At 74.8% G+C, this 21,965-nt stretch carries 20 protein-coding genes; 11 read left to right on the forward strand and 9 right to left on the reverse strand.

What is annotated here, in order from left to right; all coding sequences use genetic code 11:
* Nucleotides 1-36 precede the first annotated feature (36 nt).
* Nucleotides 37-366, reverse strand: coding sequence for a WhiB family transcriptional regulator (locus AC1DT4_RS15080; RefSeq protein ID WP_456826089.1), 330 nt, complete (start codon nt 364-366; stop codon nt 37-39).
* A gap of 282 nt (nt 367-648) precedes the next feature.
* Between AC1DT4_RS15080 and AC1DT4_RS15085 the strand changes: the two genes are divergently transcribed.
* The 3 genes from AC1DT4_RS15085 to AC1DT4_RS15095 all read left to right on the forward strand — a co-directional run bounded on the left by AC1DT4_RS15085 (nt 649) and on the right by AC1DT4_RS15095 (nt 4,081).
* Complete coding sequence (locus AC1DT4_RS15085) at nt 649-1,281, forward strand: class I SAM-dependent methyltransferase (RefSeq protein ID WP_477090614.1); 633 nt, start codon at nt 649-651, stop codon at nt 1,279-1,281.
* Nucleotides 1,278-2,009 (forward strand): TIGR03089 family protein, encoded by a 732-nt coding sequence (locus AC1DT4_RS15090; protein ID WP_477090615.1) that lies wholly within the window; start codon nt 1,278-1,280, stop codon nt 2,007-2,009. The genes AC1DT4_RS15085 and AC1DT4_RS15090 overlap by 4 nt, the downstream gene beginning before the upstream one ends.
* A 149-nt stretch (nt 2,010-2,158) precedes the next feature.
* Nucleotides 2,159-4,081 carry a hypothetical protein gene (locus AC1DT4_RS15095; RefSeq protein WP_477090616.1) on the forward strand — a complete coding sequence of 641 codons (1,923 nt, stop codon included), beginning with the start codon at nt 2,159-2,161 and terminating at the stop codon, nt 4,079-4,081.
* A 118-nt stretch (nt 4,082-4,199) separates the two neighbouring features.
* Here the strand turns inward: AC1DT4_RS15095 and AC1DT4_RS15100 are convergent, their stop codons facing one another.
* From AC1DT4_RS15100 to AC1DT4_RS15115, 4 genes are read right to left on the reverse strand one after another with little or no spacing between them, the layout of a single operon-like run.
* Entirely contained in the window at nt 4,200-5,222 is a 1,023-nt protein-coding gene (locus AC1DT4_RS15100) for a glycosyltransferase family 2 protein (RefSeq protein WP_477090617.1), read from the reverse strand.
* Nucleotides 5,215-6,534 carry a lipopolysaccharide biosynthesis protein gene (locus tag AC1DT4_RS15105; protein WP_477090618.1) on the reverse strand — a complete coding sequence of 440 codons (1,320 nt, stop codon included), beginning with the start codon at nt 6,532-6,534 and terminating at the stop codon, nt 5,215-5,217. The genes AC1DT4_RS15100 and AC1DT4_RS15105 overlap by 8 nt, the downstream gene beginning before the upstream one ends.
* Nucleotides 6,531-6,941, reverse strand: coding sequence for a DUF2304 family protein (locus AC1DT4_RS15110; RefSeq protein WP_477090619.1), 411 nt, complete (start codon nt 6,939-6,941; stop codon nt 6,531-6,533). Before AC1DT4_RS15110 ends, AC1DT4_RS15105 begins: the two co-directional genes overlap by 4 nt.
* Nucleotides 6,938-7,681: a glycosyltransferase family 2 protein gene (locus tag AC1DT4_RS15115; RefSeq protein WP_477090620.1), complete on the reverse strand. Its 744-nt coding sequence runs from the start codon at nt 7,679-7,681 to the stop codon at nt 6,938-6,940. Before AC1DT4_RS15115 ends, AC1DT4_RS15110 begins: the two co-directional genes overlap by 4 nt.
* A gap of 121 nt (nt 7,682-7,802) precedes the next feature.
* Between AC1DT4_RS15115 and AC1DT4_RS15120 the strand changes: the two genes are divergently transcribed.
* Nucleotides 7,803-9,365, forward strand: a complete 1,563-nt coding sequence (locus AC1DT4_RS15120; protein ID WP_477090621.1) for a DUF2142 domain-containing protein — start codon at nt 7,803-7,805, stop codon at nt 9,363-9,365.
* Here AC1DT4_RS15120 and AC1DT4_RS15125 read toward each other — a convergent pair.
* Both AC1DT4_RS15125 and manA read right to left on the reverse strand, forming a co-directional pair.
* Nucleotides 9,350-10,474 carry a glycosyltransferase family 4 protein gene (locus AC1DT4_RS15125; protein ID WP_477090622.1) on the reverse strand — a complete coding sequence of 375 codons (1,125 nt, stop codon included), beginning with the start codon at nt 10,472-10,474 and terminating at the stop codon, nt 9,350-9,352. The two genes, AC1DT4_RS15120 and AC1DT4_RS15125, sit on opposite strands and share 16 nt — an antisense overlap.
* 20 nt (nt 10,475-10,494) lie before the next feature.
* The gene (gene manA, locus AC1DT4_RS15130) at nt 10,495-11,691 is read right to left on the reverse strand and encodes a mannose-6-phosphate isomerase, class I (RefSeq protein ID WP_477090623.1); all 1,197 of its coding nucleotides are present in this window, start codon (nt 11,689-11,691) and stop codon (nt 10,495-10,497) included.
* 96 nt (nt 11,692-11,787) lie between these two features.
* On the opposite strand from manA, the gene rfbA reads away from it, so the two are divergent.
* Both rfbA and AC1DT4_RS15140 read left to right on the forward strand, forming a co-directional pair.
* Nucleotides 11,788-12,657 carry a glucose-1-phosphate thymidylyltransferase RfbA gene (rfbA, locus tag AC1DT4_RS15135; RefSeq protein WP_477090624.1) on the forward strand — a complete coding sequence of 290 codons (870 nt, stop codon included), beginning with the start codon at nt 11,788-11,790 and terminating at the stop codon, nt 12,655-12,657.
* A 140-nt stretch (nt 12,658-12,797) separates the two neighbouring features.
* Complete coding sequence (locus AC1DT4_RS15140) at nt 12,798-14,825, forward strand: hypothetical protein (protein ID WP_477090625.1); 2,028 nt, start codon at nt 12,798-12,800, stop codon at nt 14,823-14,825.
* On the opposite strand, the gene rfbD is transcribed toward AC1DT4_RS15140, so the two are convergent.
* Nucleotides 14,815-15,672, reverse strand: a complete 858-nt coding sequence (rfbD, locus tag AC1DT4_RS15145) for a dTDP-4-dehydrorhamnose reductase (protein WP_477090637.1) — start codon at nt 15,670-15,672, stop codon at nt 14,815-14,817. The genes AC1DT4_RS15140 and rfbD overlap by 11 nt on opposite strands.
* 95 nt (nt 15,673-15,767) lie before the next feature.
* Between rfbD and AC1DT4_RS15150 the strand changes: the two genes are divergently transcribed.
* Nucleotides 15,768-16,394: a dTDP-4-dehydrorhamnose 3,5-epimerase family protein gene (locus tag AC1DT4_RS15150; protein WP_477090626.1), complete on the forward strand. Its 627-nt coding sequence runs from the start codon at nt 15,768-15,770 to the stop codon at nt 16,392-16,394.
* On the opposite strand, the gene AC1DT4_RS15155 is transcribed toward AC1DT4_RS15150, so the two are convergent.
* Nucleotides 16,380-17,483: a glycosyltransferase family 4 protein gene (locus tag AC1DT4_RS15155; RefSeq protein WP_477090627.1), complete on the reverse strand. Its 1,104-nt coding sequence runs from the start codon at nt 17,481-17,483 to the stop codon at nt 16,380-16,382. The two genes, AC1DT4_RS15150 and AC1DT4_RS15155, sit on opposite strands and share 15 nt — an antisense overlap.
* A gap of 32 nt (nt 17,484-17,515) precedes the next feature.
* On the opposite strand from AC1DT4_RS15155, the gene AC1DT4_RS15160 reads away from it, so the two are divergent.
* From AC1DT4_RS15160 to AC1DT4_RS15175, 4 genes are all read left to right on the forward strand, one after another.
* Nucleotides 17,516-18,496: a glycosyltransferase family 2 protein gene (locus AC1DT4_RS15160; RefSeq protein ID WP_477090628.1), complete on the forward strand. Its 981-nt coding sequence runs from the start codon at nt 17,516-17,518 to the stop codon at nt 18,494-18,496.
* Between the two features lie 64 nt (nt 18,497-18,560).
* Nucleotides 18,561-19,181 (forward strand): acetyltransferase, encoded by a 621-nt coding sequence (locus AC1DT4_RS15165; RefSeq protein ID WP_477090629.1) that lies wholly within the window; start codon nt 18,561-18,563, stop codon nt 19,179-19,181.
* Nucleotides 19,178-20,287: a DegT/DnrJ/EryC1/StrS family aminotransferase gene (locus AC1DT4_RS15170; RefSeq protein ID WP_477090630.1), complete on the forward strand. Its 1,110-nt coding sequence runs from the start codon at nt 19,178-19,180 to the stop codon at nt 20,285-20,287. Before AC1DT4_RS15165 ends, AC1DT4_RS15170 begins: the two co-directional genes overlap by 4 nt.
* Nucleotides 20,284-21,960, forward strand: coding sequence for an FkbM family methyltransferase (locus tag AC1DT4_RS15175; protein ID WP_477090631.1), 1,677 nt, complete (start codon nt 20,284-20,286; stop codon nt 21,958-21,960). Before AC1DT4_RS15170 ends, AC1DT4_RS15175 begins: the two co-directional genes overlap by 4 nt.
* The last annotated feature ends 5 nt before the right edge of the window (nt 21,961-21,965 follow it).

The raw sequence follows: 21,965 nt of genomic DNA on the forward strand, positions 1-21,965 counted from the left end.
AGGCCCGCGCGCGACACTCCAACCAGGCGGAGACGATCAGACGACACGCCGCTTGAGCTTGCGGCGCTCACGCTCCGACAGACCGCCCCAGATGCCGAAGCGCTCGTCGTTCTGCAGCGCGTACTCGAGGCACTCGGAGCGCACGTCGCAACCCGTGCACACCTTCTTGGCCTCACGCGTCGAGCCGCCCTTCTCGGGGAAGAACGCCTCGGGGTCGGTCTGGGCGCACAGCGCGCGCTCCTGCCAGCCCATCGGGCCCTCGTCCTCGAGGGCGCCGAAGATCGGCAGCACGTTGGAAGCGTGCGTCTGTGCACTCTTCCGTGCGTCCGACGGGAAGATCTCGTCGTTGTCGAGCAGGTTCCACATGCGTGCCTCCGTGCGGTCCTCGTGCTGGTTTTCTGCTCGTTCAGGGGCTCGGCGTTCGACGCTCTCTGCACTGCTCTCTCGAGGCGCCGCGGGTGGTGCTCGCTCATGAATCCGTTCTAAGGAATTACACGCGTGTCGTTCGCGTTGGTCAAGCGGGAGCGTGGTAGTTGTCCGGTTTTGCCGGGTGAACTTGGCGCGGACGGGTGATCCGGGCGTGTCGGGCGTGCCGCCCAGCACGTCTCGTAGGGTGAGGGCACCACCCGCCGACCCAGGACGTGAGACGTGGCAGACGAACCCGTGGACGGCCCGCGCGACGAGGTCCCGGCGACCGCGCAGGAGGACTACGCCGAGCGGTTGGCCCGGCTGCAGGGCGCCCGGTGGAAGCAGTGGGTCGACGTGCAGGCGCCGTACCGCCGGCACATCCGGCGCCTCCGGCTCGGCCGCACGGTCGACGTGGGCTGCGGTCTGGGGCGCAACCTCGCCTGGCTCGACGAGGGGTCCGTGGGCGTCGACCACAATCCCTTCTCCGTCGGCGTCGCGCGGGAGCGTGGTCTCGACGCCTGGACCGACGAGGAGTTCTTCGCCGACCCCGCCCTGAGCGCCCCCGAGTCCTTCGGCGGCCTGCTCGCCGCGCACCTGGTGGAGCACCTCGACGAGGACGACGTCGTCGGGATCCTGCGGCCGTACGTCGACCTGCTCGCCCCGGGGGGTCGGGCGGCCTTCATCACGCCGATGGAGCGCGGCTTCGCCAGCGACGCCACGCACGTGCGGTTCAGCGACTTCGCCGTGCTGGTCGACCTCTGCGAGCAGCTCGGGCTCCAGGTGCGCCGGACCTACTCGTTCCCGTTCCCGCGATGGACGGGCCGCTTCTTCACGTACAACGAGTTCGTCGTCCTGGCCCAGAAGCCCGCATGAGCGAGGTCGGATCGGTCCCCCAGCTCCTCGACGCCCTCGTCCGGGCCGGCGGCGCTCCGCGGATCACCTGGTACGGCCCGGGCGGCGAGCGCGTCGAGCTGTCCGGGGCGGTCACCGTGAACTGGGTGAACAAGACGGCGAACCTGCTGGTGGAGGAGTTCGACGCCGGCCCCGGCACGGTGGTCGGGCTCGACCTGCCCGCGCACTGGCGCACCCTGGTGTGGGCGCTCGCCACGTGGCGGACGGGCGCGTGCGTGACCGACCGGGCGGCCGGTTCGGACGTCCTGGTCACCGCCGACCCGGCGAGCCGCGCGGGTCACCCCGCGCTCGTCGGCGTCCCGCTGCCCGCTCTCGCCCGGCGCGTCGAGGGCACCCTCCCGCCCGGCGCGGTCGACGCCGGGTCGGCCGTGATGACGTACGCGGACCAGCTCCTCTGGGCTCCGCCGACCGTCGCGTCCGCTCCCGCGCTCGACACCGGGGGCGCGGTGGTCCCCCACGAGGGTCTCGCCGGCGTGCTCGCGCAGGGAGCGCCGTCGCAGCCCGAGCGCGCGCTCCTCGTCGCCGGGGAGCTCGCGGACTTCCTGCGCTCGGCCGTCGGGGTCCTGCTCGCCGGCGGCTCCGTGGTCCTGCTGCACGGCGACGTCGCCGACGAGCTGGCGCGCGACGACGCCCGGCGGACCCGGCTCGTGTCGACCGAACAGGTGACGCTGGAGCTGCCGCGCCGCTGATCAGGGTGAGATCCGGACTTTTCCGCCACCCTCCGGTTGCGCCTATGTCCGGGCTGTAGTATCGCCGATCGCTCGAGGATGTCGGGCACGCCGCATCACGCCCGATGCACCCGGTGGCGACCCCGGGCAGCCCCGAACGGACCTCGCCCGTGCTCGTCATCCACCCGGCGCTGGCTCGCCTGCGCGAGACCTCGTCCGCCCGACCGGCTCCCCGCGCCCTGGTCCGCTCGGTCGCGGTCCTGGCGGGGCTCGCGGTCGGCCTCGTCGTCACGCTCCTGCGCTCGGCCGGTCTGCTGCACGGCGCGGCGGCCCTCGTGGTGCTGGCGCTGCTCGCGCTGGCCGTCCCGACCTCGCGCGAGCTCCCGCGCCGGATCCTCCTGCTCGCCGGCGTGACCATGGCCGCGGTCCCCGCGCTGTGGTGGTGGAACCTGCCGGTCGGCGGTGTGGGCCGGGCGACGTGCCTGCTCGCGGCGCTGGCGGGTGGGCTCACGGCCGCCATGTTGTGGGACGGGCCGCGCGCCGGCCTGCGACGGGCGCGGGCCGCCGTGCCACGGTGGCGTCGCACGGACCTCGTCCTGCTCGCCGCCGGGGCCGCGGGCGCGTGGGTCGCGGCGGGCTGGCTGCGGCTGTCCACGGGCAGCGCGGCGCTCTCGGCGCTGCTGCCCGCGTGGGACAGCTCGGCGCACGTCGACATGGTGCTCATGCTGCGGCGCCACGGCGCGGTCGTCGCGGCGCTGGGCGCAGGACCGGGCGGCGAGCACTGGAAGTTCGCCGAGTACCCGGAGGGCTACCACGCCGTCGCGGCGACCGCCGTCGAGCTGCTCGAGGGCGCCCGCCCCGGGACGATGGCCGACGAGGTGCTGGCGTTCGCGCACGTGCAGGGCCTCCTCGTCGTCGCGCTCGCCGTCCTGCTCGCCGCGGCGGTGTGCGCACTGCCCGCCCTGAGGCCGCGGCCGACCCGCGCGCTGCTGCTCTCGGCGTTCGTCGTGGCGGCCTTCGTCGCCGGGCCCGGTGCCGCGGCGGTGCGCGACGGCTTCGCGAACTTCGCGCTGGCGGCCGCGCTCGCCGCCTGCGCCGTGCTGCTGGCGACCTCGATGCCGCGCCCGCTGATGCCGCTGCACCTCCTGGCGCTCTGCGGCCTGGTGGTGGGGGTCGCCCAGACGTGGGTCCTGCTGCTGTGCGTCGCCGTGCCGGCCGTCGCGCTCGCCGCGCTGCCGCTGCGCCGCCGGGAGTGGCGCAGCAACCCCCGCGTCCTGGCACTCGCCGGGGTCGTCGTCCTGGTGGGCCTGGTGGGTCTGGCCCAGACGGCGCGGACGCTCGCGGTGCTCGACGCCGGCGCGGTCCTGGTCATCCCGGGCGCCATCACGACGGCCGAGCCGGGGATCCTGGTGACCGTCGTCCTGGGCGCCGTCGCCGTGTCGCTCTGGCCGAGGGGTCCCCGGTCGTCCTGGTCGGCCGTGGTGCCCGTCGCCGGCGCGGCAACCGTCGTCGCCCTCGCCGTCGTGCAGCTGCAGGGCGCCGGCACGCTCTCCTACTACTTCTGGAAGCTGTTCACCGGCGTTGCGCTGGTGTGCACCGCGACGATCGCCGCGCAGGTCGCGGCATGGCCGACGACTCCTCGTCCTGCCACCGCGGCCGCGCGGCTCCGCCTCGGTCTCGCCGTCGGTGCGGGCGCGATCGCCGTGACGCAGGTCTTCGGCTTCACCGGGCTCGGGCGCGCGCTCCTGCCGGCGTCCGCCGACCACGAGGCCGCCGCCGCTGCGCTTCTGCAGGCCGCCGAGACCGTCGACCGGCTGCCCGCCCGGACCGTGTCGTACCTCGGCGGCGACGGCCTGCACCCGATCAACGCGCAGCAGTGGGTGCTCGCCCTCACGGGCCGGTGGACGGTCGAGGCGAACGACACCGCGGGAGCGCTCGTCGGGGCAGACGGCGCGCCGCGCACGGCTTCCGACGCCGCCGCCGTGCTGCTCGCCTCGCCCGACGCGATGGTCGTCGTCGACCCGCGGCTCGCGGACGGCCTGCGCACGGACCCCACGCTGGCCGCGTCCACCGACCGCGTCGTGACCTGGTGACCTGGTGATCTCGCGACCTCGCGACCTCGCGACGTCGTGAGCTCGTGAGCTCGTGAGCTCGTGACGTCGTGAGCTCGTGAGCTCGTGAGCTCGTGAGCTCGTGAGCTCCTGACGAGGCTCAGACGAAGCGCCGCACCAGCCGCCAGTAGCCGGCCAGGACGGTCTGCAGGATCTCCGCGCCCGCGGGGAGCGCGAGGGCGACGGGCGAGAAGCGGGCGACCCAGAGGTCGGTGAGGTCCCGGTCGGGGACGGTGCGCGCCGCCTGGACCTCGGCGCGGCGCGACCGCACCCAGGACGTGTGCCGCAGCAGCCAGCCCCAGCCGGCGACCTTCTGCCGCCCCCAGCCCTGGAGCCCCGCCACCACAGCCATCGCGAGCTCGAACCCCAGCAGCGCGGGCGCCAGCAGCAGGAGCGTGCGGGTCCCGTAGGTGGTGAGCACCAGGAGCAGGCGGTTGCGCTCGAGGAGGTACATCTTGCGGGCGTTGCGGCTGAACGCGTAGTGGTGGACGACGACGGCTCCGGGCACGTAGCGCACGCGCCAGCCGCGCTGCCACGCGCGCCAGCTGAGCTCGAGGTCCTCCTGGTAGGCGAAGTACGGCTCGGGGAAGCCGCCGAGCGCGTCCCAGGTGGCCCGCCGCATCGCGAGGGTCGCGCCGGTGGCCGACGCGACGTCGCGTGCCACCCGGTGCTCGGACGCCGGGTCGCCGAGGCCGCCTGCCCAGCTCAGCCCGAGCACGTGCAGCGGGTTGCCCGCGGTGTTCATGGTCGAGGGGTCGTCGGCGAGCCGGACGTCCGCGCTCGCGATGCCCACGGCCGGGTCGGACACGACGGCGACCAGCGCGGCCAGGGCGTCGGGCGCGACGATCGCGTCGCTGTTGACCAGGGCGAGGTACTCCCCCGAGCCCTGCCGGGTGCCGAGGTTGACGCCGCCGGTGAAGCCGAGGTTCCGCGCCGGCCGCAGGAGGCTCACGCCGCGGTCCGCGCACAGCTGGTCGACGTCGTCGCGCGTGCAGCCGTTGTCGACGAGCACGAACCGCACGTCGACGCCTTCCGACGCGAGCACGGCATCCAGCGCCTCGACCAGGTACGGCTCGTCGCCGTACGCCAGCATCACCACGTCGAGCACGGGCAGGTCAGCCATGGAGCACCTCCGTCGGGGCCTGCACGGTCCGCCGCCACCGCACCGTGTGCACGACGAGCGCGACGGCGAGCACGACGAGCGCGACGCCCGACCCGGCCACGAGGGCCACCGCGGCGACGCGGGTGACCAGGCCGTCCGCGAAGCACGCGAGGACGAGCGCGACCAGCCCGGAGCACCAGCCGACGACCACCCACGGGTCCGCGCCGAGCGCGAGGAGCGCCTGCGCGCACAGCTGCGCGAGCATGAACAGCGCACCCGAGACGGCGATCAACCAGATGACGTCCCGGCCGACCAGGAACTCGTCGCCGAACAGGAGCTCGACCAGCGCGCCTCCCCAGAACCACATGACGACGACGCCGACGCCCGCGATGGCCGCCGTGAGGCCCGTCGCGAGGCCCAGCCGTCGGACGAACCCGCGGGTGTCGGCCGCCCCGACCAGGGCAGCCAGGCCCGGCAGCAGCACGGCCTGGACGGCCGCGAACAGGAACACCGGGACGCGCGCGATGACGAGCGCGGCCAGGAACTGCCCGGTGAGCGCCTGCTCCGCGGGCGTCGCGAGGACCTGGACGATCAGCGGGCCGGCGTTGGCCAGCAGCTGCGACGTCACCGAGGCGACCAGCAGGACCGCCATGGCCCGGACGACCTCGCTGCGCACGACGTCCGGACCGGGCGCGACCAGCTCCCGGCGGTGCCGCGGCGTGGTGACCAGCACCGCGAGCAGCGGGGCGACGACCAGGACCAGCCCGTACGCCGCGGGGTCCTGCACGCCCGCGGCCGCGAGCGCGGCTGCCGCCGCGACCCGCAGGACGCCGTCGACGGCCAGCTGCGCGCCGTAGTGGCCGAACCGGCCGTTGCCGGCGAGCAGGCCGCGCACGGCATAGGACAGCCCCATGCCCACCAGCGCGAGCACCAGGATCAGGACGAGTCCGCGGCGGTCGTCCAGCAGCTCGGACGCGAGCAGCGGCGTCGTGACGAGGGCCAGCACGAGGACCGCGCCGACGAGGACTCCGCCGACCCGCAGCACGGTCGCGGCGACGGGCCGGTTGCCCTGGCCGAGCGCCCGCCGCGCCGCGGTCGTGCGACCCAGCTCCTGCTCGAAGGGCAGGAAGAGCCCGATGCCGACGGCGTTGAGCAGGGTCCACAGGACCGACAGGGGGGCGAACAGCTCCGGACCGAGGGCGTGCCCCGCCTGCCCGAGGAAGCCGTAGGTGGACAGCCCGAAGACCCCGAGGCCGAGCGCGACCGGGACGAACCCGCCCCGACCCCGGTCCGCTGCGGCCGCCGGCGCGAGCTCCTCGACGGCGTCGGTCATCCGACCGCGCCGCCACCCGAGGAGGGGTCGGCGACCGGGGGCTCGCTGGCGCCCAGGCCCGTGTGCTGCTCGAGCACCTCGATGCGGTTGCGGAGCAGCGCGGACTCCTCGGCCAGCGTCTGGTTCTCGTGCTCCAGGCCGCTCACCTCGCCGCTGAGCTGCACACAGACGATGAGCAGGACGAGCAGGCCGAGGAAGAAGACCAGGTTGACCGGCGTGGTCACGCCCACCAGCTCGGCCAGCCACGCGGTGATCTGCGGGAAGATCGCACCCACGAGGACCACCACGGCGACGCCGATCCACAGGGCGGCGAACTTCTCGCGCAGCCGGCGGCGGCGCAGCAGCTCGATCATGAAGGCGAGCGTGACGAGGCCGCCGACGAGGGCGACCAGGTAGCCGCTGGTCACACGACCACCGCCTCGGTCGCACTGACCGGGGTGCGGCGGCGCGTCAGGGAGATCAGCAGCGCGAGGCACGCGCGCAGCAGGTACACGGCCGACTTGACCGGACCCTGCGAGGGGCGGCCCGCGGTGCGCTCGCGCATCGACACGCCGACCTGCGCGACCGACAGGCCGCTGCGCGCCGCGATGACCAGCGACTCGACGGTGTCGCCCAGGTACTCGGCCGGGTAGTGGACCGCGAAGAGCCGCACGGCCCGGGGGCCGGCGCCGCGAAAGCCGGACGTGGCGTCGGTGAGCTTCGTCCCCGAGATCCGGCTCAGCGTCCCCGCGAGCACCTGCATGGCCCAGCGGCGAGGTCCGCGGACGTCGTACTCGCCCGTCCCCGCGAACCGGGCGCCGATGACGACGTCGGTGTGCTGCAGCTGCTCCACCAGGCGCGGGACGTCGCGCGGGTCGTGCTGGCCGTCGGCGTCGACCTGGACGACGACGTCGTAGCGCTGCTCGATCGCGTACCGGAACCCCGCGCGCATGGCACCGCCGACGCCCAGGTTGAACGGGAGGTCGAGGACCGCGACGCCGTGCTCGCGGGCGACGGCGCTGGTGCGGTCCGCGGAACCGTCGTTGACGACGAGGACGCCGACGTCGGGCAGGTGCTCGCTGATCTCTGCCAGCACGGCCGGGAGCGAGTGCTCCTCGTTCCACGCCGGGAGCACGACCAGCACGCGCTGGACGGACGGGGTGGGCATGACGCACAGGGTACCGGCGTCGGCGCTCACCCCGTGCACGCCCCGGGGACGGTCCGGGCGCACCTAGACTTGCGCGCGCCTCGCCGATCGCCTGGTCGGCACCGCTGCCACCGAGGACGACATGACGACGCGCGCCGACTCCCCGACGCCGACCACCCGCGAGCGCACCCGTGCGTCCGCCCTGGGCTGGACCGGCATCGGCGCGCTCCTGTTCGCGCTCGGCGCCCTGTGGTCGCTCGCGGTGCCGCTGATGGCCTCGCCGGACGAGCCGAGCCACGTCGTGCGGGCCGCGGCGGTCGCCCGCGGGCAGCTGTACGGCACCCCCAACGACGCGGAGCAGAGCGTCGACCGCCCGGGGGCCGGCACGCTCGTCCGGCTGCCGTCGGACTTCGCCGCCGCGCTCGCGCTGCCCAACTGCTTCGCGTTCGACCGCGACCAGCCCGCCGACTGCCAGGACGAGCTGCCGCCCGCCGGCCCGGACGTGCTGGTCGAGACGTTCGCCGGCCAGTACCCGCCGCTGTACTACGCCCTCGTCGGCTGGCCGTCGCTCTTCCTGTCCGCCGGGCCGAGCATCGTCGCGATGCGGCTGGTCAGCGCCGCGATCTCGGCCGCGCTGGTCACCTGGGCGGCGTTCCGGCTCTCCACCGCGCGCGGCAACCGGGCAGGTCCCTGGGGGCTCGCCGTCGCGCTCACGCCGATGTGCCTGTTCCTCGGCGCGACGGTGAACCCGGCCGGTTTCGAGATCAGCGCCGCGATCGCGTTCTGGGCCGCGTGCCTGGTGCTCGTCTCCCGCGACGGTCCGGTCAGCACCCCGGCGCTGGTGCAGGCGGTGGTCGCCGGTGCGCTGCTCATCAACAGCCGCGCCACCGGGCCGGTCTGGGCGCTGGCCATCGTCGTCGTGGTGCTCGTCGCGGCACCGGCGGGCCGCTGGCGCGAGCTGCTCCGGCTGCCGTCGGCACGGTGGCTCGGCGCCGTGGCCGTCGTCGCGGCCCTGGTCGCGGTCGGCTGGCTGGCGACGCACGGCTCGGTGGTCACCACGCGCGGCCTGTACCCGCAGTACGACGACCTCGCCGCCGCGCTGCTGGGCATCTTCGGTGCGGGCTTCGGCTACCTGCAGAACATGATCGGCGACTTCGGCTGGCTCGACGCGCCCGCGCCGCCGCTGACCTTCGTCGCCTGGTACGTCGCCCTGGGCGCCCTGCTGCTGCCCGCCCTCGCCGCCGTCCGTCCGGTCCGCCAGCGCGCGGCCCTCGGGCTCGCGATCGTCGGGACGGCCGTCGCGCCGGTCGCGCTGCAGCTGCCGACGATCGCCGACTCCGGCCTCGTGTGGCAGGGCCGGTACGCGCTCCCCCTCGCCGTCGGCGTGCCGATGCTCGCCGCGCTGGTGCTCCGCGTCGACGCGACCGAGTCGGGCGAGGCGCACCGCCGCACGGCCCGGGCGGTCGTGCCCGTGCTGCTCGTCGCCCACGTCGCGGCGTTCTTCTGGGGCTCGCGCCGGTACGCCGAGGGGCTCGACGGCCAGCTCGTGACGGCACACCCCGACTGGTCCTCACCGGTCGGGTACCTCACGGGCGTCGCCCTCTACGCGGTGGTCGCCGCGGCGCTGGCGTGGATCCTCTGGTCGACCTACCGCCCCGCGCGCGAGCCGGCGCCCGAGCCCGAGCCGGTTCACGCGGCCGTCTGAACCGCCTGCTCGTACGCCTCCACGTGCGCGGCCGCAGCCGCGTCCCAGGTGAACCCCGCCGCGCGCTCGACGGCCGCCGCGGACAGCGCCGCGCGCCGCTCCGGGTCGGCGAGCAGCGCCGCCAGCTCACGCCCGATGCTGCCGGCGTCGGTCCCGGTGTAGGCGACGGCGTCGCCGCCGACCTCGGTCAGGGACAGCTCGCGCGTCGTGAGGACGGCCGCGCCGCACGCCATCGCCTCGAGCACGGGGAGCCCGAAGCCCTCTCCCAGGCTCGGGTACGCGACGACGGCCGCGCCGGAGAGGTACGGGGCCAGGTCCTCCAGCGGCAGGTAGCCCGGTCGCAGCACCCGCAGCCCGTCCGGCACGGCGGCGACCGCGGGCTCGACCTCGGTGTCCCAGCCGGGCCCGCCCGCGAGGACGAGCACCGGCGCGTGCGGACCCTCGACGGCCGCCGCCCAGCCCCGGACGAGCGCCGGCACGTTCTTGCGGGGCTCGAGCGTGCCGAGGAACGCGACGTACGGGCCGTCCGCCAGGCCGAGGCCGGCGCGCACCCGGTCGACGTCCGCCGCCGGGCTCGGGTGGAACAGGTCGGTGTCGACGCCGTGGTGCGCGACGTGGAACCGCGCGGGGTCCCCGCCGACGAACTTGCGCACCTCGCGCCCGGTCGCCTCGGAGGGGACCACGATCGCGGCCGCCCGGGCGACGGCCGTGCGGGTGGCCCGCGTGAAGAACTCGCGCTTCACCCTCGAGTGCAGCTCGGGGTGCGAGAAGAACGTGGCGTCGTGCAGGGTCACCACCACCGGCACCGAGCCGCCGCGCGGCATCGTGTAGTGCGGGCTGTGCAGCACGTCCGCGCGGACGGCCCGCGCGAGCCGCGCCAGGTGCGTCTGCTCCCAGACCAGCCGAGGTCCGCGGCGGTCCACGCGAGCCGGCGCCGTGACCAGCTCCGCCCCGGGCACCAGGGCCGCGAGGGTCTCGGCGTCGCGCTGCTGGCCCACGACCACCAGGTCGACCCCCTGCCGCGCGAGCGCGGGCAGCAGCGCGTCGACGTAGCGCCCGACGCCGCCCCGGTCGACGGGGATGGCCGTGGCGTCGAGCAGGATGCGCATCCGACCAGGGTAGATGTCGCTCAGGGGACGTCGGCCTGCACGAGCGTGCCCCGGCCGCCGACGGTGAGCGGGCCGTCGCTCGCGGGCACGAACGCCGACTGGCCGCGGCCGAGCACGAGCGCGCCGTCCCGCTCCGCGCTCAACGTCACCTCGCCGTCCAGGCACAGGACGATGCGCGGCCCCCGGCCCGGCAGCGGGTGGCTCAGGTCGTCGCGGATCTCCGTGACGGAGAGCTCGAAGTCGTCGACGGGCGCGTAGAAGACCTTCGTCGCGCCGTGGAACACCTCCGGGGCGATCCGGATGGGGGGCGCTGCGACGTAGTCGACGTTCGCGAGCAGCTCGGGGACGTCCACGTGCTTGGGCGTCAGGCCGGCACGCAGCACGTTGTCCGAGCTGGCCATGATCTCGACCGCGAGCCCGCTGAGGTAGGCGTGCACCCCGCCCGCCGGGACGAACATGGCGTCCCCGGGCTGGAGGGTGACGGGGTTGAGCAGCAGCGACGTCACCACGCCTACGTCGCCGGGGTACTCCTCCTGCAGGAGGACGACGGTGCGGTCGGCGCGAGGCGACGGCGACCCCGTGGCCAGGCGGTCGGCGCAGGCCTGCGCCACCTCGCTCACCTCGTCCGGGCCGGGGCGCGTCGCGGGGTCGAGGAGCTGCTCGAACACGGTCCTGATGCCCTCGGCCGTGGGCTGCGCCAGCAGGGCGCCGTGCAGCTCCTTGGCCAGCGGGGCGTCGAGGCCGGCGAAGAGCTCGGCCGTGCGCCGGGGAGCCCGGAACCCGCACATCGCCTCGAACTGGGTCAGCGCGTAGACGAGCTCGGGCTTGTGGTTGCGGTCGCGGTAGTTGCGGTGCGGCGCGTCGACCGGGACCCCTGCCGCGTCCTCCTCGGCGTGCCCGGCGCGGGCCCGCTCCAGGTTCGGGTGCACCTGCAGCGAGAGGGGCCGCTCGGCGGCGATCACCTTGAGCAGGTACGGGAGCGACTCGCCGAACCGGCCCACGACGTCCTCGCCGAGCAGGTCGTGGTGGCTCGCAGCGATGAGCTCGTGCAGGGGCTGCGCTCCGGCGTCCGCCGCGGCGACGGCCGGCGCCGACGGGTGCGCCCCGAACCACGCCTCCGCGACAGGCTGCCCGTCGGGACTCGTGCCGAGCAGGTCGGGGATCGCTGTGGTCGAACCCCAGGCGTAGGGCTGGGTCGACGGCATCAGTCTCAGCACGGCTGCCCATCTGGTCGGCGTCGGGAGAGCCCCGATGATAGCGACCCCCGGGCGCACGATTCCCGGGTGAACCTTCGGATGGACCACTATGGCCCCATGCGCGGCATCATTCTGGCGGGCGGCTCCGGCACACGCCTCCACCCCATCACGCTCGGCGTGAGCAAGCAGCTGGTCCCGGTCTACGACAAGCCGATGATCTACTACCCGCTCTCGACGCTCATCCTCGCGGGCATCCGCGACGTGCTGGTCATCACGACCCCGCACGACGCGGAGCAGTTCCGCCGGCTGCTCGGGGACGGCTCCCAGTTCGGCATCGCGATCACCTACACGGTCCAGGCCGAGCCCAACGGGCTCGCCCAGGCGTTCGTGCTGGGCGCGGGCTTCGTCGGCAACGAGCCGGCCGCCCTCGTGCTCGGCGACAACATCTTCTACGGGCCTGGGCTGGGCTCGCGCCTGCAGCGCTTCGAGAACATCGACGGCGGCGCCGTGTTCGCCTACCGCGTGGCCGACCCGACCGCGTACGGCGTCGTGGAGTTCGACGCCGAGGGGCGCGCGCTCTCGCTCGAGGAGAAGCCGGCGAACCCGCGGTCCAGCTACGCGGTGCCCGGGCTGTACTTCTACGACAACGACGTCGTCGCGATCGCGCGGGACCTGGCGCCGTCGGCGCGGGGCGAGTACGAGATCACCGACGTCAACCGCACGTACCTCGAGCAGGGCCGCCTGCAGGTCGAGGTGCTGCCCCGGGGCACGGCGTGGCTCGACACCGGCACCTTCGACTCCCTGCTCGAGGCCTCGGACTACGTCCGCACCATCGAGCACCGGCAGGGCCTCAAGGTCGGCGCCCCCGAGGAGGTCGCCTGGCGGCGTGGCTTCCTGTCCGACGACGAGCTGCGCGAGCGCGCGGAGAAGCTGGTCAAGTCGGGCTACGGCACGTACCTGCTCGGCCTGCTGGACCAGGTCCGCTGACCGACCGGCCCGTCGGCGCGTGACCGGTCTCACGCCCGCCGGCGCCCGCTGACGCCCGCTCGGGACCGCGGTGGGTCACCGCCGCCCGGGTACCCTGGCACGTCTCGCGACCGAGGCGCCCGACCCTCGAGAGGACGACGATGACGCACCGCGACCCCGGTGCCACCCCGGCACCCAGCGGCGTCACGGACGTCCCCGAGGCGACCGAGGAACCGGTCCAGCTTCAGGAACCGACGCAGCCGGAGGAGCCGGCGGGCTCGGCCCGGGCCGCGCGTCCCACCGTCGCCCGGATCGCCCTCGCGCTGCTCGCCGGCGTCGTCGTCGCCGCGGTCGTCGTCGCGCTGCGCTCGGCGGGCGCGCTCTCCGGCCTGGTCGGATTCGGCTTCACCGCCCTGGTGCTGCTGGCGATCCCGAGCTCGCGCGAGCTCGCCCGCCGCCTGTTCGTCAACGGCTCCCTCGCCGTGGGCTGGTGCGTCGTCACGTGGTGGGTCGTCGTGCCGCCCACCAGCCTCGGCCGGGTCACCGTCGCGCTCGCGCTGGCGAGCGGCGCCGTGGTCACGTGGGTGCTGTGGGGTCCGACGGCGCGGCGGGCGCGCGCGCTCGTGCCCCGCGTCCGGCTCGTCGACGGCATCGCGCTGGGCGCCCTGCTCTGGATCCCGGTGCGCCTGCGCAGCCGGCTCCGCGTGGAGGACGCCCACGCCGCCCTGTCGATGGCGATGGGCGGCTACGACAACGTCGGCCACTTCAGCATGGTCAACATGCTCCGGCTGCACGGGGCCACGATCGACCGGCTCCCGCCCCCGGCGCCGGGTGACGGCTGGACCTACGACGACTACCCGCAGAGCTTCCACGCCGTGGCCGCCAGCGTCATCGAGCTGGCCCACTCCGCCGCATACTCCACGCCCTCGCAGGAGATCGTGCGGTTCACGCAGGGCTCGGCCGTCGTCGCGGGCCTCATGGTCGCGCTGCTCGTGCTGGGCATCGTCAGCCTCCCGCGCCTGCGCCGCGCGCCCGTCGTCGCGCTCCCCGTGGTCGCGTTCGTCGTGGCCGCGCTGCTCGTCGGCCCCGGCGCGACGATGCTGCTGGCCGGCTACCACAACTTCTTCTTCGGGTGCGTGGCGGTCGGCCTGGCCATCGTCGCCGCCCTGCTCATCCCCCGACCGACGTCGGCCCTGCACCTCGCCGTGCTGGGCGGGATGCTCGTCACCGTCGCCCACGCGTGGCTGCCGCTGACCGTGCTCGCGGGCGTCGCGGCCGTGAGCATCCTGTGGCCGGCGCGCCGCGGACAGTGGCGCGCCACGACCCGGCAGTGGGTCGCGGTCGGGCTGGTGGTCGCCGCGACGCTCGGCGGGCTGCTCGAGGCGCTCCGGATCCTGGGCCGCCTGCTGACGGCGTCGACGTCCGTGCTCAGCATCGGCGGCGCGTTCGACACCCCGCCCACGAACGTCGTCGTCCTCGTCTCGGCGAGCGCGGTCGCCGGCTGCCTGCTGGTCGGCCGGTGGCGGGGCTCGTCGCGCGTGATCGCGCTGGCCGCCGTCCCGGTGGTGGGCGCGCTCACGCTGGCCTACATCGCCCGGAGCCAGCTCTCGGCGGGCGGCGAGCTCGGCTACTACTTCTCCAAGTTCGTCTTCGCGGAGTACATCGTCTCGCTCGTGCTCCTCGCGGTCGTGCTCGGCGTCGCGTTCGCCGCCGTGCCCCGGCTCGCGGCCCCGCTGACCACCCGCGCCCGGCACGCCGTCGGCTCGGTCGTGCTGGCCGCGGCCGCGTTCCAGACGTTCGGCTGGGTGCCGCTGCAGGCGTTGCCGTCCGACGTCGCGATCTTCAGCCCCATGCCGGTCATCGACCACCTGCTCGGCGCGTCCGAGGTCATGGCGCAGGACCGCCTGTCGCCCAGCTCGTACGTGTCGATGTCCGACGACCTGTTCGGGGACCCGGTGCGCGCGTGGTTCTGGTCGGCGGCGCTCTCGGGCACCAGCTACGACAGCCGGAGCGCGATCACGACCGCCATCTGGAACAACGCCGGCGACGGCGACGCGGGCCTGATCGACGGGATCACCGAGATCCTCTCGCTCGACCCGAGCGAGCGGGTGCTGGTGTCCCCGGCCCAGCTCGACGTGGTGCGGTCGGCGGTCGGTCCGGCGGACGCCGACCGCGTCCTCAGCTGGTAGGCCCGGCCAGCACGGTCGGCGCCGCGGCCGCCCAGCGCTCGTCCCACGCCCCGACGGGCGCGATCCCGACGGCCGTCAGGTTCTCGTGGTCGAGCACCGAGTACGCCGGGCGCGGGGCGGGGCGCACGAACGCCTCGCTGCTGGTCGGCCGGACGATCTGCGGGTCCATCCCGGCCGCGCCGACGACGGCCCGCGCGAACCCGTGCCACGTCGTCGAGCCGCCGGCCGTGCCGTGGTACGTCCCCGCGGGCACCCGCGCCGCGACCATCCGGTGCACCAGGTCGGCGAGGTCGAAGGTCCACGTCGGCTGTCCGTGCTGGTCGTCGACGACGTCCAGGCCGCCGCGCTCGGCCGCGACGCGCGCGATCGTCGTCGGGAAGCACGTGCCGTGCGCGCCGTACAGCCAGGCCGTGCGCACGACCAGGTGGTCCGGGCACTCCGCCCGCACGGCCCACTCGCCGGCCGCCTTCGTCCGGCCGTACGCGGAGCGAGGAGCGATCGGGGCGTCCGGCGGGTACGGCCGTCGGGCGGCGCCGTCGAAGACGTAGTCGGTCGAGATCTGCACGATCCGGCCACCGGCGCGCCGCGTGGCCCGGGCGAGGTGGGCGGCGCCGACGGCGTTGACGGCGAACGCGGCGGGCTCGTCCGTCTCCGCGGCGTCGACCGCCGTGTACGCCGTGCAGTTCACCACGACGTCGGACCCCTCGACGGCCTCGTCGACCGCGGCCGCGTCCGTGACGTCGACGTCGGCCCGGAGGAGTCCGCGGACGTCCTCTCCCCGCGCCTCGAGGAGGTCCACGAGCTCCGTCCCGAGCATGCCGCCCGCTCCGACCACCAACCAGCGCACGCCGACTCCCCCGCTCTCGATCACGACGGGCCAGGGTATCCGGCCCGGGTACCCTGGCTCGTCCCCGACGCCGCCTGCCCTCCGGAAAGAAGACGATGACGTACCGCGAGCTTGCGATCCCCGGGGCGTGGGAGATCACGCCCGTCCAGCACGGCGACCCGCGCGGCGTGTTCCTCGAGTACTTCCAGGGCCCGCCGTTCCTCGAGGAGGTCGGGCACGGGTTCGACCTCAAGCAGGCGAACCTGTCGGTCTCCGCCGCCGGCGTGCTGCGCGGGATCCACTACGCGGACGTCCCCGTCGGCCAGGCCAAGTACGTCACCTGCGCCAAGGGCGCCGTGCTCGACGTCGTCGTGGACCTGCGCGTCGGGTCCCCCACGTTCGGCACGTGGGACACCGTGCTGCTCGACGACGTGGACCGCCGCGCGATCTACCTGTCCGAGGGCCTCGGGCACGCGTTCCTCTCGCTCGAGGACGGCTCGACCGTGCTCTACATGTGCTCCGAGCCGTTCACGCCGGCGCGTGAGCACGGCGTGCACCCCCTGGACCCCGACGTCGGCATCGTGTGGCCGACGACGGCGCGTGACGGGTCCCCGCTGGTCCCGCAGCTGTCCGCCAGGGACCTCGAGGCGCCGTCGCTGGCCGAGGCCCTCGCGTCCGGTGCGCTGCCGCAGGCCGACGAGGTCGCCGCCTACATCGCGTCCCTCGGCTCAGCGCAGGGCTGACGCCGCCCGGTAGACCTCGGCGTGCGCCGCGGCCGACGCGGCCCACGTGTACCGCCCGGCCGCTGCCCTGACCTCGTCGCGCCCCGGACCGCCCGACACGGCCGCGACCAGCCCGGCGGCGATCGCGTCGACGTCGAGCGGGTCGACCAGCTCCCCCACCGCGAACTCCGCCATGGAGCTGCCCGCGGACGTGACCACCGGCACGCCGTGCGCCATCGCCTCGAGGACCGGCATGCCGAAGCCCTCCCACAACGACGGGAAGGCGAACGCGTCGGCGCTCGCGTAGGCGGCCTGCAGGTCGGCGTCGCCCAGCCGTCCGAGCAGGTGCACGCTCCCCGCCGGCAGGTCCGCCAGCGCGCGCTCGACGTCGGCGGTGGCGTCGCCCCAGCCGGACGGGCCGACCAGCACCAGGTCGTGGTCCAGCTGCCCGGCCGCGCGGGCGTAGGCCTCGACCAGGCGCGGCACGTTCTTGCGGGGCTCGAGGGTGCCGCACCACAGGACGAACGGCCGGTCGACCCCTGCCCGGCGGCGCCACGCGCCCGCCTGCTCGGGCGTGACCTCGTCCGATCGCACCCCGTGCGGCACCACCGTGAGGCGCGCGGCGTCGAGACCGTGGGCCACGCAGTCCTCCTGGGTGGCCGACGACGGCACGACCACCTGCGCGGCCTCGTCGCGCACGATGTCCAGGGCCCGACGGAAGAACGCGTTGCCGCGGGCGGTGAAGTGCTCGGGCTCGCGCAGGAACGCCAGGTCGTGCACCGTCACGACCAGCGGCACCCGGCGCCCCGGAACCGCCCACGTGGTCGCGTGCACGACGTCGGCCCCGGGCACGGTCGACTCGGCGCGCGGGCGTCGGAGCCGGCTCCAGCTCTCGTACAGCGCGACCCGGGGCAGCGGGGCGTGCACGACGCGGCCGGTGGGCGCGGGACGCGGGACCTCGTCGGCACCGTGCCGCGCGGCGAGCCCGACGGCCGTGACGTCGGAGCGGTCGGCGAGCGCGCGCGTGAGCTCCGCGATGTACGAGCCCGAGCCGCCGGGGACGGGCTGCCAGCACTGCTCGACGGTCATCGCGATGCGCAGCGGGTCCACGGCGCGAGCGTAACGACACCTAGACTCGCGCCGTGCCGACCACCCCGACCGCGACCGTCCGCGCGGTCGTCGTCTCCTGGAACGGCGCCCACCTGCTGCCCGCGTGCCTGGACTCGCTCGCGGCGCAGACGGTCCCGGTCGAGGTCGTCGTCGTCGACAACGCCTCGGTGGACGGGACCGCGGAGCTGCTCGAGGCGCGCGGCGTCCACAGCGTCCGCGCCGAGCGCAACCTCGGCTTCGCCGGTGGGGCCGCCCTCGGGATGCGGGGGGCGACGGGGCACGTGGTGCTTCTCAACAACGACGCGACGTTCGCTCCCGACGCCGTGGAGCAGCTGCTCCGCGCGCTCGACGACCCCCGGGTCGGCGCCGCGACCGCCAAGATCCTGCTCGCGGGCACCGACCCGGTGCTGGTGAACTCCACGGGCAACATCGTCACCGCGGACGGCCGGGGCACGGACCGCGACTACCGGCGGCCCCTCGGCACCGAGTCCACCGACCCGGACGTCTTCGGCTTCTGCGGCGGGGCGGCCCTGCTGCGCCGGGACATGCTCGACGAGGTCGGCGGGTTCGACCCCTCCCTGTTCCTCTACTACGAGGACACCGACCTGTCGTGGCGCCTGCGCGCCGCCGGCTGGACGGTCCGCTACGTCCCGGGCGCCGTCGCCGAGCACCAGCACGCGGCCAGCTCGGGGACGGACAGCCCGGTGTTCCGGTACTACAACACGCGGAACTCGCTGATCGTCCTGGCCCGGCACGCACCGGCGCGGACGGCGCTGACGTCGGGAGCCCGCCAGGTGCTCGGCCTGCTCAGGGCCGGGCTGCGCGACGGCTGGCGCACACCGACCACCGGGGCGCGCGCCCGCGCCCTGCGCGACGTCGTCGGGCGCCTCCCGCGCGAGCTCGCGGTGCGGCGCCGGACCTGGTCGCACGCCGCCGTCCCGCGGCGGGACGTCGCCGCACATGTCGGGCTGCCGGACGCCCCGCCGAGCGGCGGACCCCGGGCGATCGAGTAGGCTCTCCGGGGCTACCGGGCGACGCGCACGGGTCCAGGACGACGTCTTCGGAGGTGCGACAGCAGTGGGGGGCGTAGTCGTCGTCGGCAACGGAGGGCACGCCCGCGCCTGCCTCGACGCCTGGGACCCCGCGCCCGCGCTGACGCCCGCCGGCTACGTCGGGCCCGCCTCCGGCGACGTCCTCGGCCTGCCGTACCTGGGCAGCGACGACGCCCTCGCCGCGCTGTTCGCGTCCGGCATCACGCACGCCTTCGTCGCGCTCGGCTCGAACGCCGCGCGGCGGACCCTCGGTGCCCGCTGCCTCGAGCTCGGCTTCGCGCTCGCGACCGTCGTCGCCCCCTCCGCGCAGGTGGGCCGGACGGCCGAGGTCGGTCCGGGCTCGATCCTGCTGCACCGCGCCGTCCTCGGCGCCCGCGCGCGGGTGGGCACCGGCTCGATCGTCAACACGGGCGCGACCGTCGACCACGACTGCGTGATCGGCGACTACGTCCACGTCGCGCCCGGGGTGAACCTCGCCGGAACCGTCGTCGTGGGTGACCACGCGATGATCGGGATAGGTGCGAGCATCATCCCGGGAGTCCGCATCGGCGCGGGCGCCACGGTCGGCGCGGGGGCCGTCGTCCTGCACGATGTGCCGGACGGACAGACCGTCATCGGAGTACCTGCACAGGAGTTGAAGCGTTGATCCCGATCGCGAGCCCGGACCTCTCCGGCAAGGAGACCGAGTACGTCAACGAGTGTCTGACCTCGACATGGATCTCATCCGTCGGTCACTTCATCACCGATTTCGAGCAGTCGTTCGCGCAGCTTGCCGGCACCAAGCACGTCATCGCCACGAACAACGGCACCACGGCGCTGCACCTCGCGCTGGTCGCCCTCGGCATCGGACCGGGCGACGAGGTGATCGTGCCCGCGCTGACCTACATCGCGACCGCCAACGCGGTGGTGTACTGCGGCGCGACCCCGGTGTTCGCCGACGTCGAGGCCGACACCATGAACCTCGACCCCGCCGACATCGAGCACCGGATCACCGAGCGCACCCGCGCGATCATCCCGGTGCACCTGTACGGGCACCCGGCCGACATGACGGCGATCATGGAGATCGCCGCGCGGCACGGCCTGCAGGTGGTCGAGGACGCGGCCGAGGCGCACGGCTCGCGCGTGGACGGGCGCCCCGTCGGCTCGCTCGCGCACGTCGGCGTGTTCAGCTTCTTCGGCAACAAGATCGTCACCACCGGTGAGGGCGGCGCCGTCACCACCGACGACGACGAGCTGGCGGCACGGCTCCGGCTGCTGCGTGGCCAGGGCATGGACTCGGCCAAGCGGTACTGGTTCCCGGTGGTCGGCTACAACTACCGCATGACCAACGTCGCGGCCGCGATCGGCGTGGCCCAGCTGGAGCGGTTCGACCAGTTCGTGGTCCGCCGGCGCCAGATCGCCGCCGCGTACGTGCAGCACCTCGGGGGCGTCGCGGGGATCACCCTGCCGATCCAGCGGCCCGACGTGCAGCGGGTCGACTGGCTGTACACCGTCGGCATCGACGGGTTCACGTCCGACCAGCGCAACACCCTGATCGACCTGCTGCGCGCCGACGGCATCGAGACCCGGCCCGTGTTCTACCCGCTGCACCTCATGCCCCCGTACCACGTGGACGGCGGACCGACGTTCCCCGTCTCCGAACGGCTGGGCGAGGAAGGCATCTCGCTGCCGACGCACATGCTGCTCTCCGACGACGACGTCGCGACCGTCTGCGCCGCCCTCGTCACGCGGGTCGCCGAGCTCCGCGCATGAGCGCCGAGCCGTTCGTCTCGTACGCGCAGCACGGCGAGGACGTCGTCCTCTGGCGCGCCCTCGGCGACCGCGAGAAGGTCACGTACGTCGACGTGGGCGCCTTCGACCCGACGTACGACTCCGTCACGCGCGCCCTGTACGACCGGGGGTGGCGCGGCGTCAACATCGAGGCGCAGCCCGCCCGGCTCGAGGCCTTCGAGCGCGACCGCCCCGAGGACACCAACCTGTCGATGGCCATCGGCGACAAGGACGGCGAGGCCGTCCTCACGCTGCCGACGAACCCGGGCTGGGCCTCGCTGCTCGACTCGTCGGTCACCGGCAGCGACGAGGGCTCGAGCCAGCTCATCACCGTGCCGGTGCGGCGGCTCGCCACCGTCTTCCGGGACCTCGGTCTCGAGCACGTCGACGTGCTGAAGATCGACGTCGAGGGAGCGGAGCCGGGCGTCGTGCGCGGGCTGCTCGACGGCGACGTGCGCCCCGTCGTGTGCGTGGTCGAGGGCGTCGCGCCCGGCCTCGGGCGGCAGGCGGGCGACGAGGCGGTCGCGCTCCTCGTCGAGGCCGGCTACGTCCACTGCATGTTCGACGGCCTGAACCACTACCTGACCACCGACGAGTCCCTGCGCGAGAGCCTGTCGCTGCCGGCGAACCCGGTCGACGGCTTCGTCACCGACCACGTCTACCGGCTCTCGCACGAGCGCGACGCCCTGACGGCGTCGATCACCGCGCTCGCGCAGGAGAACTCCGCCCTGCGCCGGGGGGTCGGGCACCTCGACGTGGGCCCGACGCCGCAGGCGACCAAGGCTCCCGCGGCCTCCCCGGCGCCCCGCGCGACCGAGCGCCCGGCACCGTCGCCGGCGGCACGCCGCGAGCCGCGACCGACCTCCGCCACGGCCGGACCGACCCCGCGCTTCCTCGACCCCCGCGTGCGTGCCAAGCGCCGCCGCGAGACGTTCGAGCAGCTCCTCACCGGGCACGGCGACGAGCCGCTCCCGGAGATGACGGGCGCCCCGCTCCCCCGCATCCTGCGGCTGTCCTCGGGCGGGCTCGCCCCGAAGGACGCGGTCGACGTGCTCTACCGCGAGATCCTCGGCCGCGCGCCCGACCCCGACGGGCTGCTCGTGTGGGCCGGGCGGGTGGAGAAGGGCGAGGCGCTCTTCGACCTGGCCAGCGAGATGGCGGCGACGGAGGAGGCGCGGGGACGCACCCGCTCCGACATCGCGGTGGTGCGCGCGGACCTGCGGACGTGGGAGCGGCTCATCGCGGTCGAGGCCCTCGGCCTCGGCTCGTGGCGCGGGCTGCCCGGTGAGACCGCGGCGTCGGTCGGCCACCGGATCTTCGTGAACGCGCTGTTCGAGGTGTCGTTGCAGCGCGCCCCGCGGCCGGACGAGCGGGCGCTCGAGGTCGGCAAGCTCGTCGGCGGCGTCGGCCGGGAGTGGCTGCTGCGCGCCTACGCGGCCCGGCCCGAGACCGACCGGCGCCTGTTCGGCACCGGCGGCGGCGGGGTCCGCGGGCGCGTACGCAGCCTGCGGGACCGGCGTCGCCGGCTCGAGATCTTCCGTGAGCTGGTGGCGGCCGCGGAGTCGCGCCAGCTGACGCTCCTGCTCGTCGAGCTGTCCCAGGCGGAGACGGACAGCGCGAGCATCCCTGCGACACCCTCCTCGGAGACGCCCTGATATGC

It is taken from the genome of Cellulomonas sp. P4_D11, from assembly GCF_056401915.1.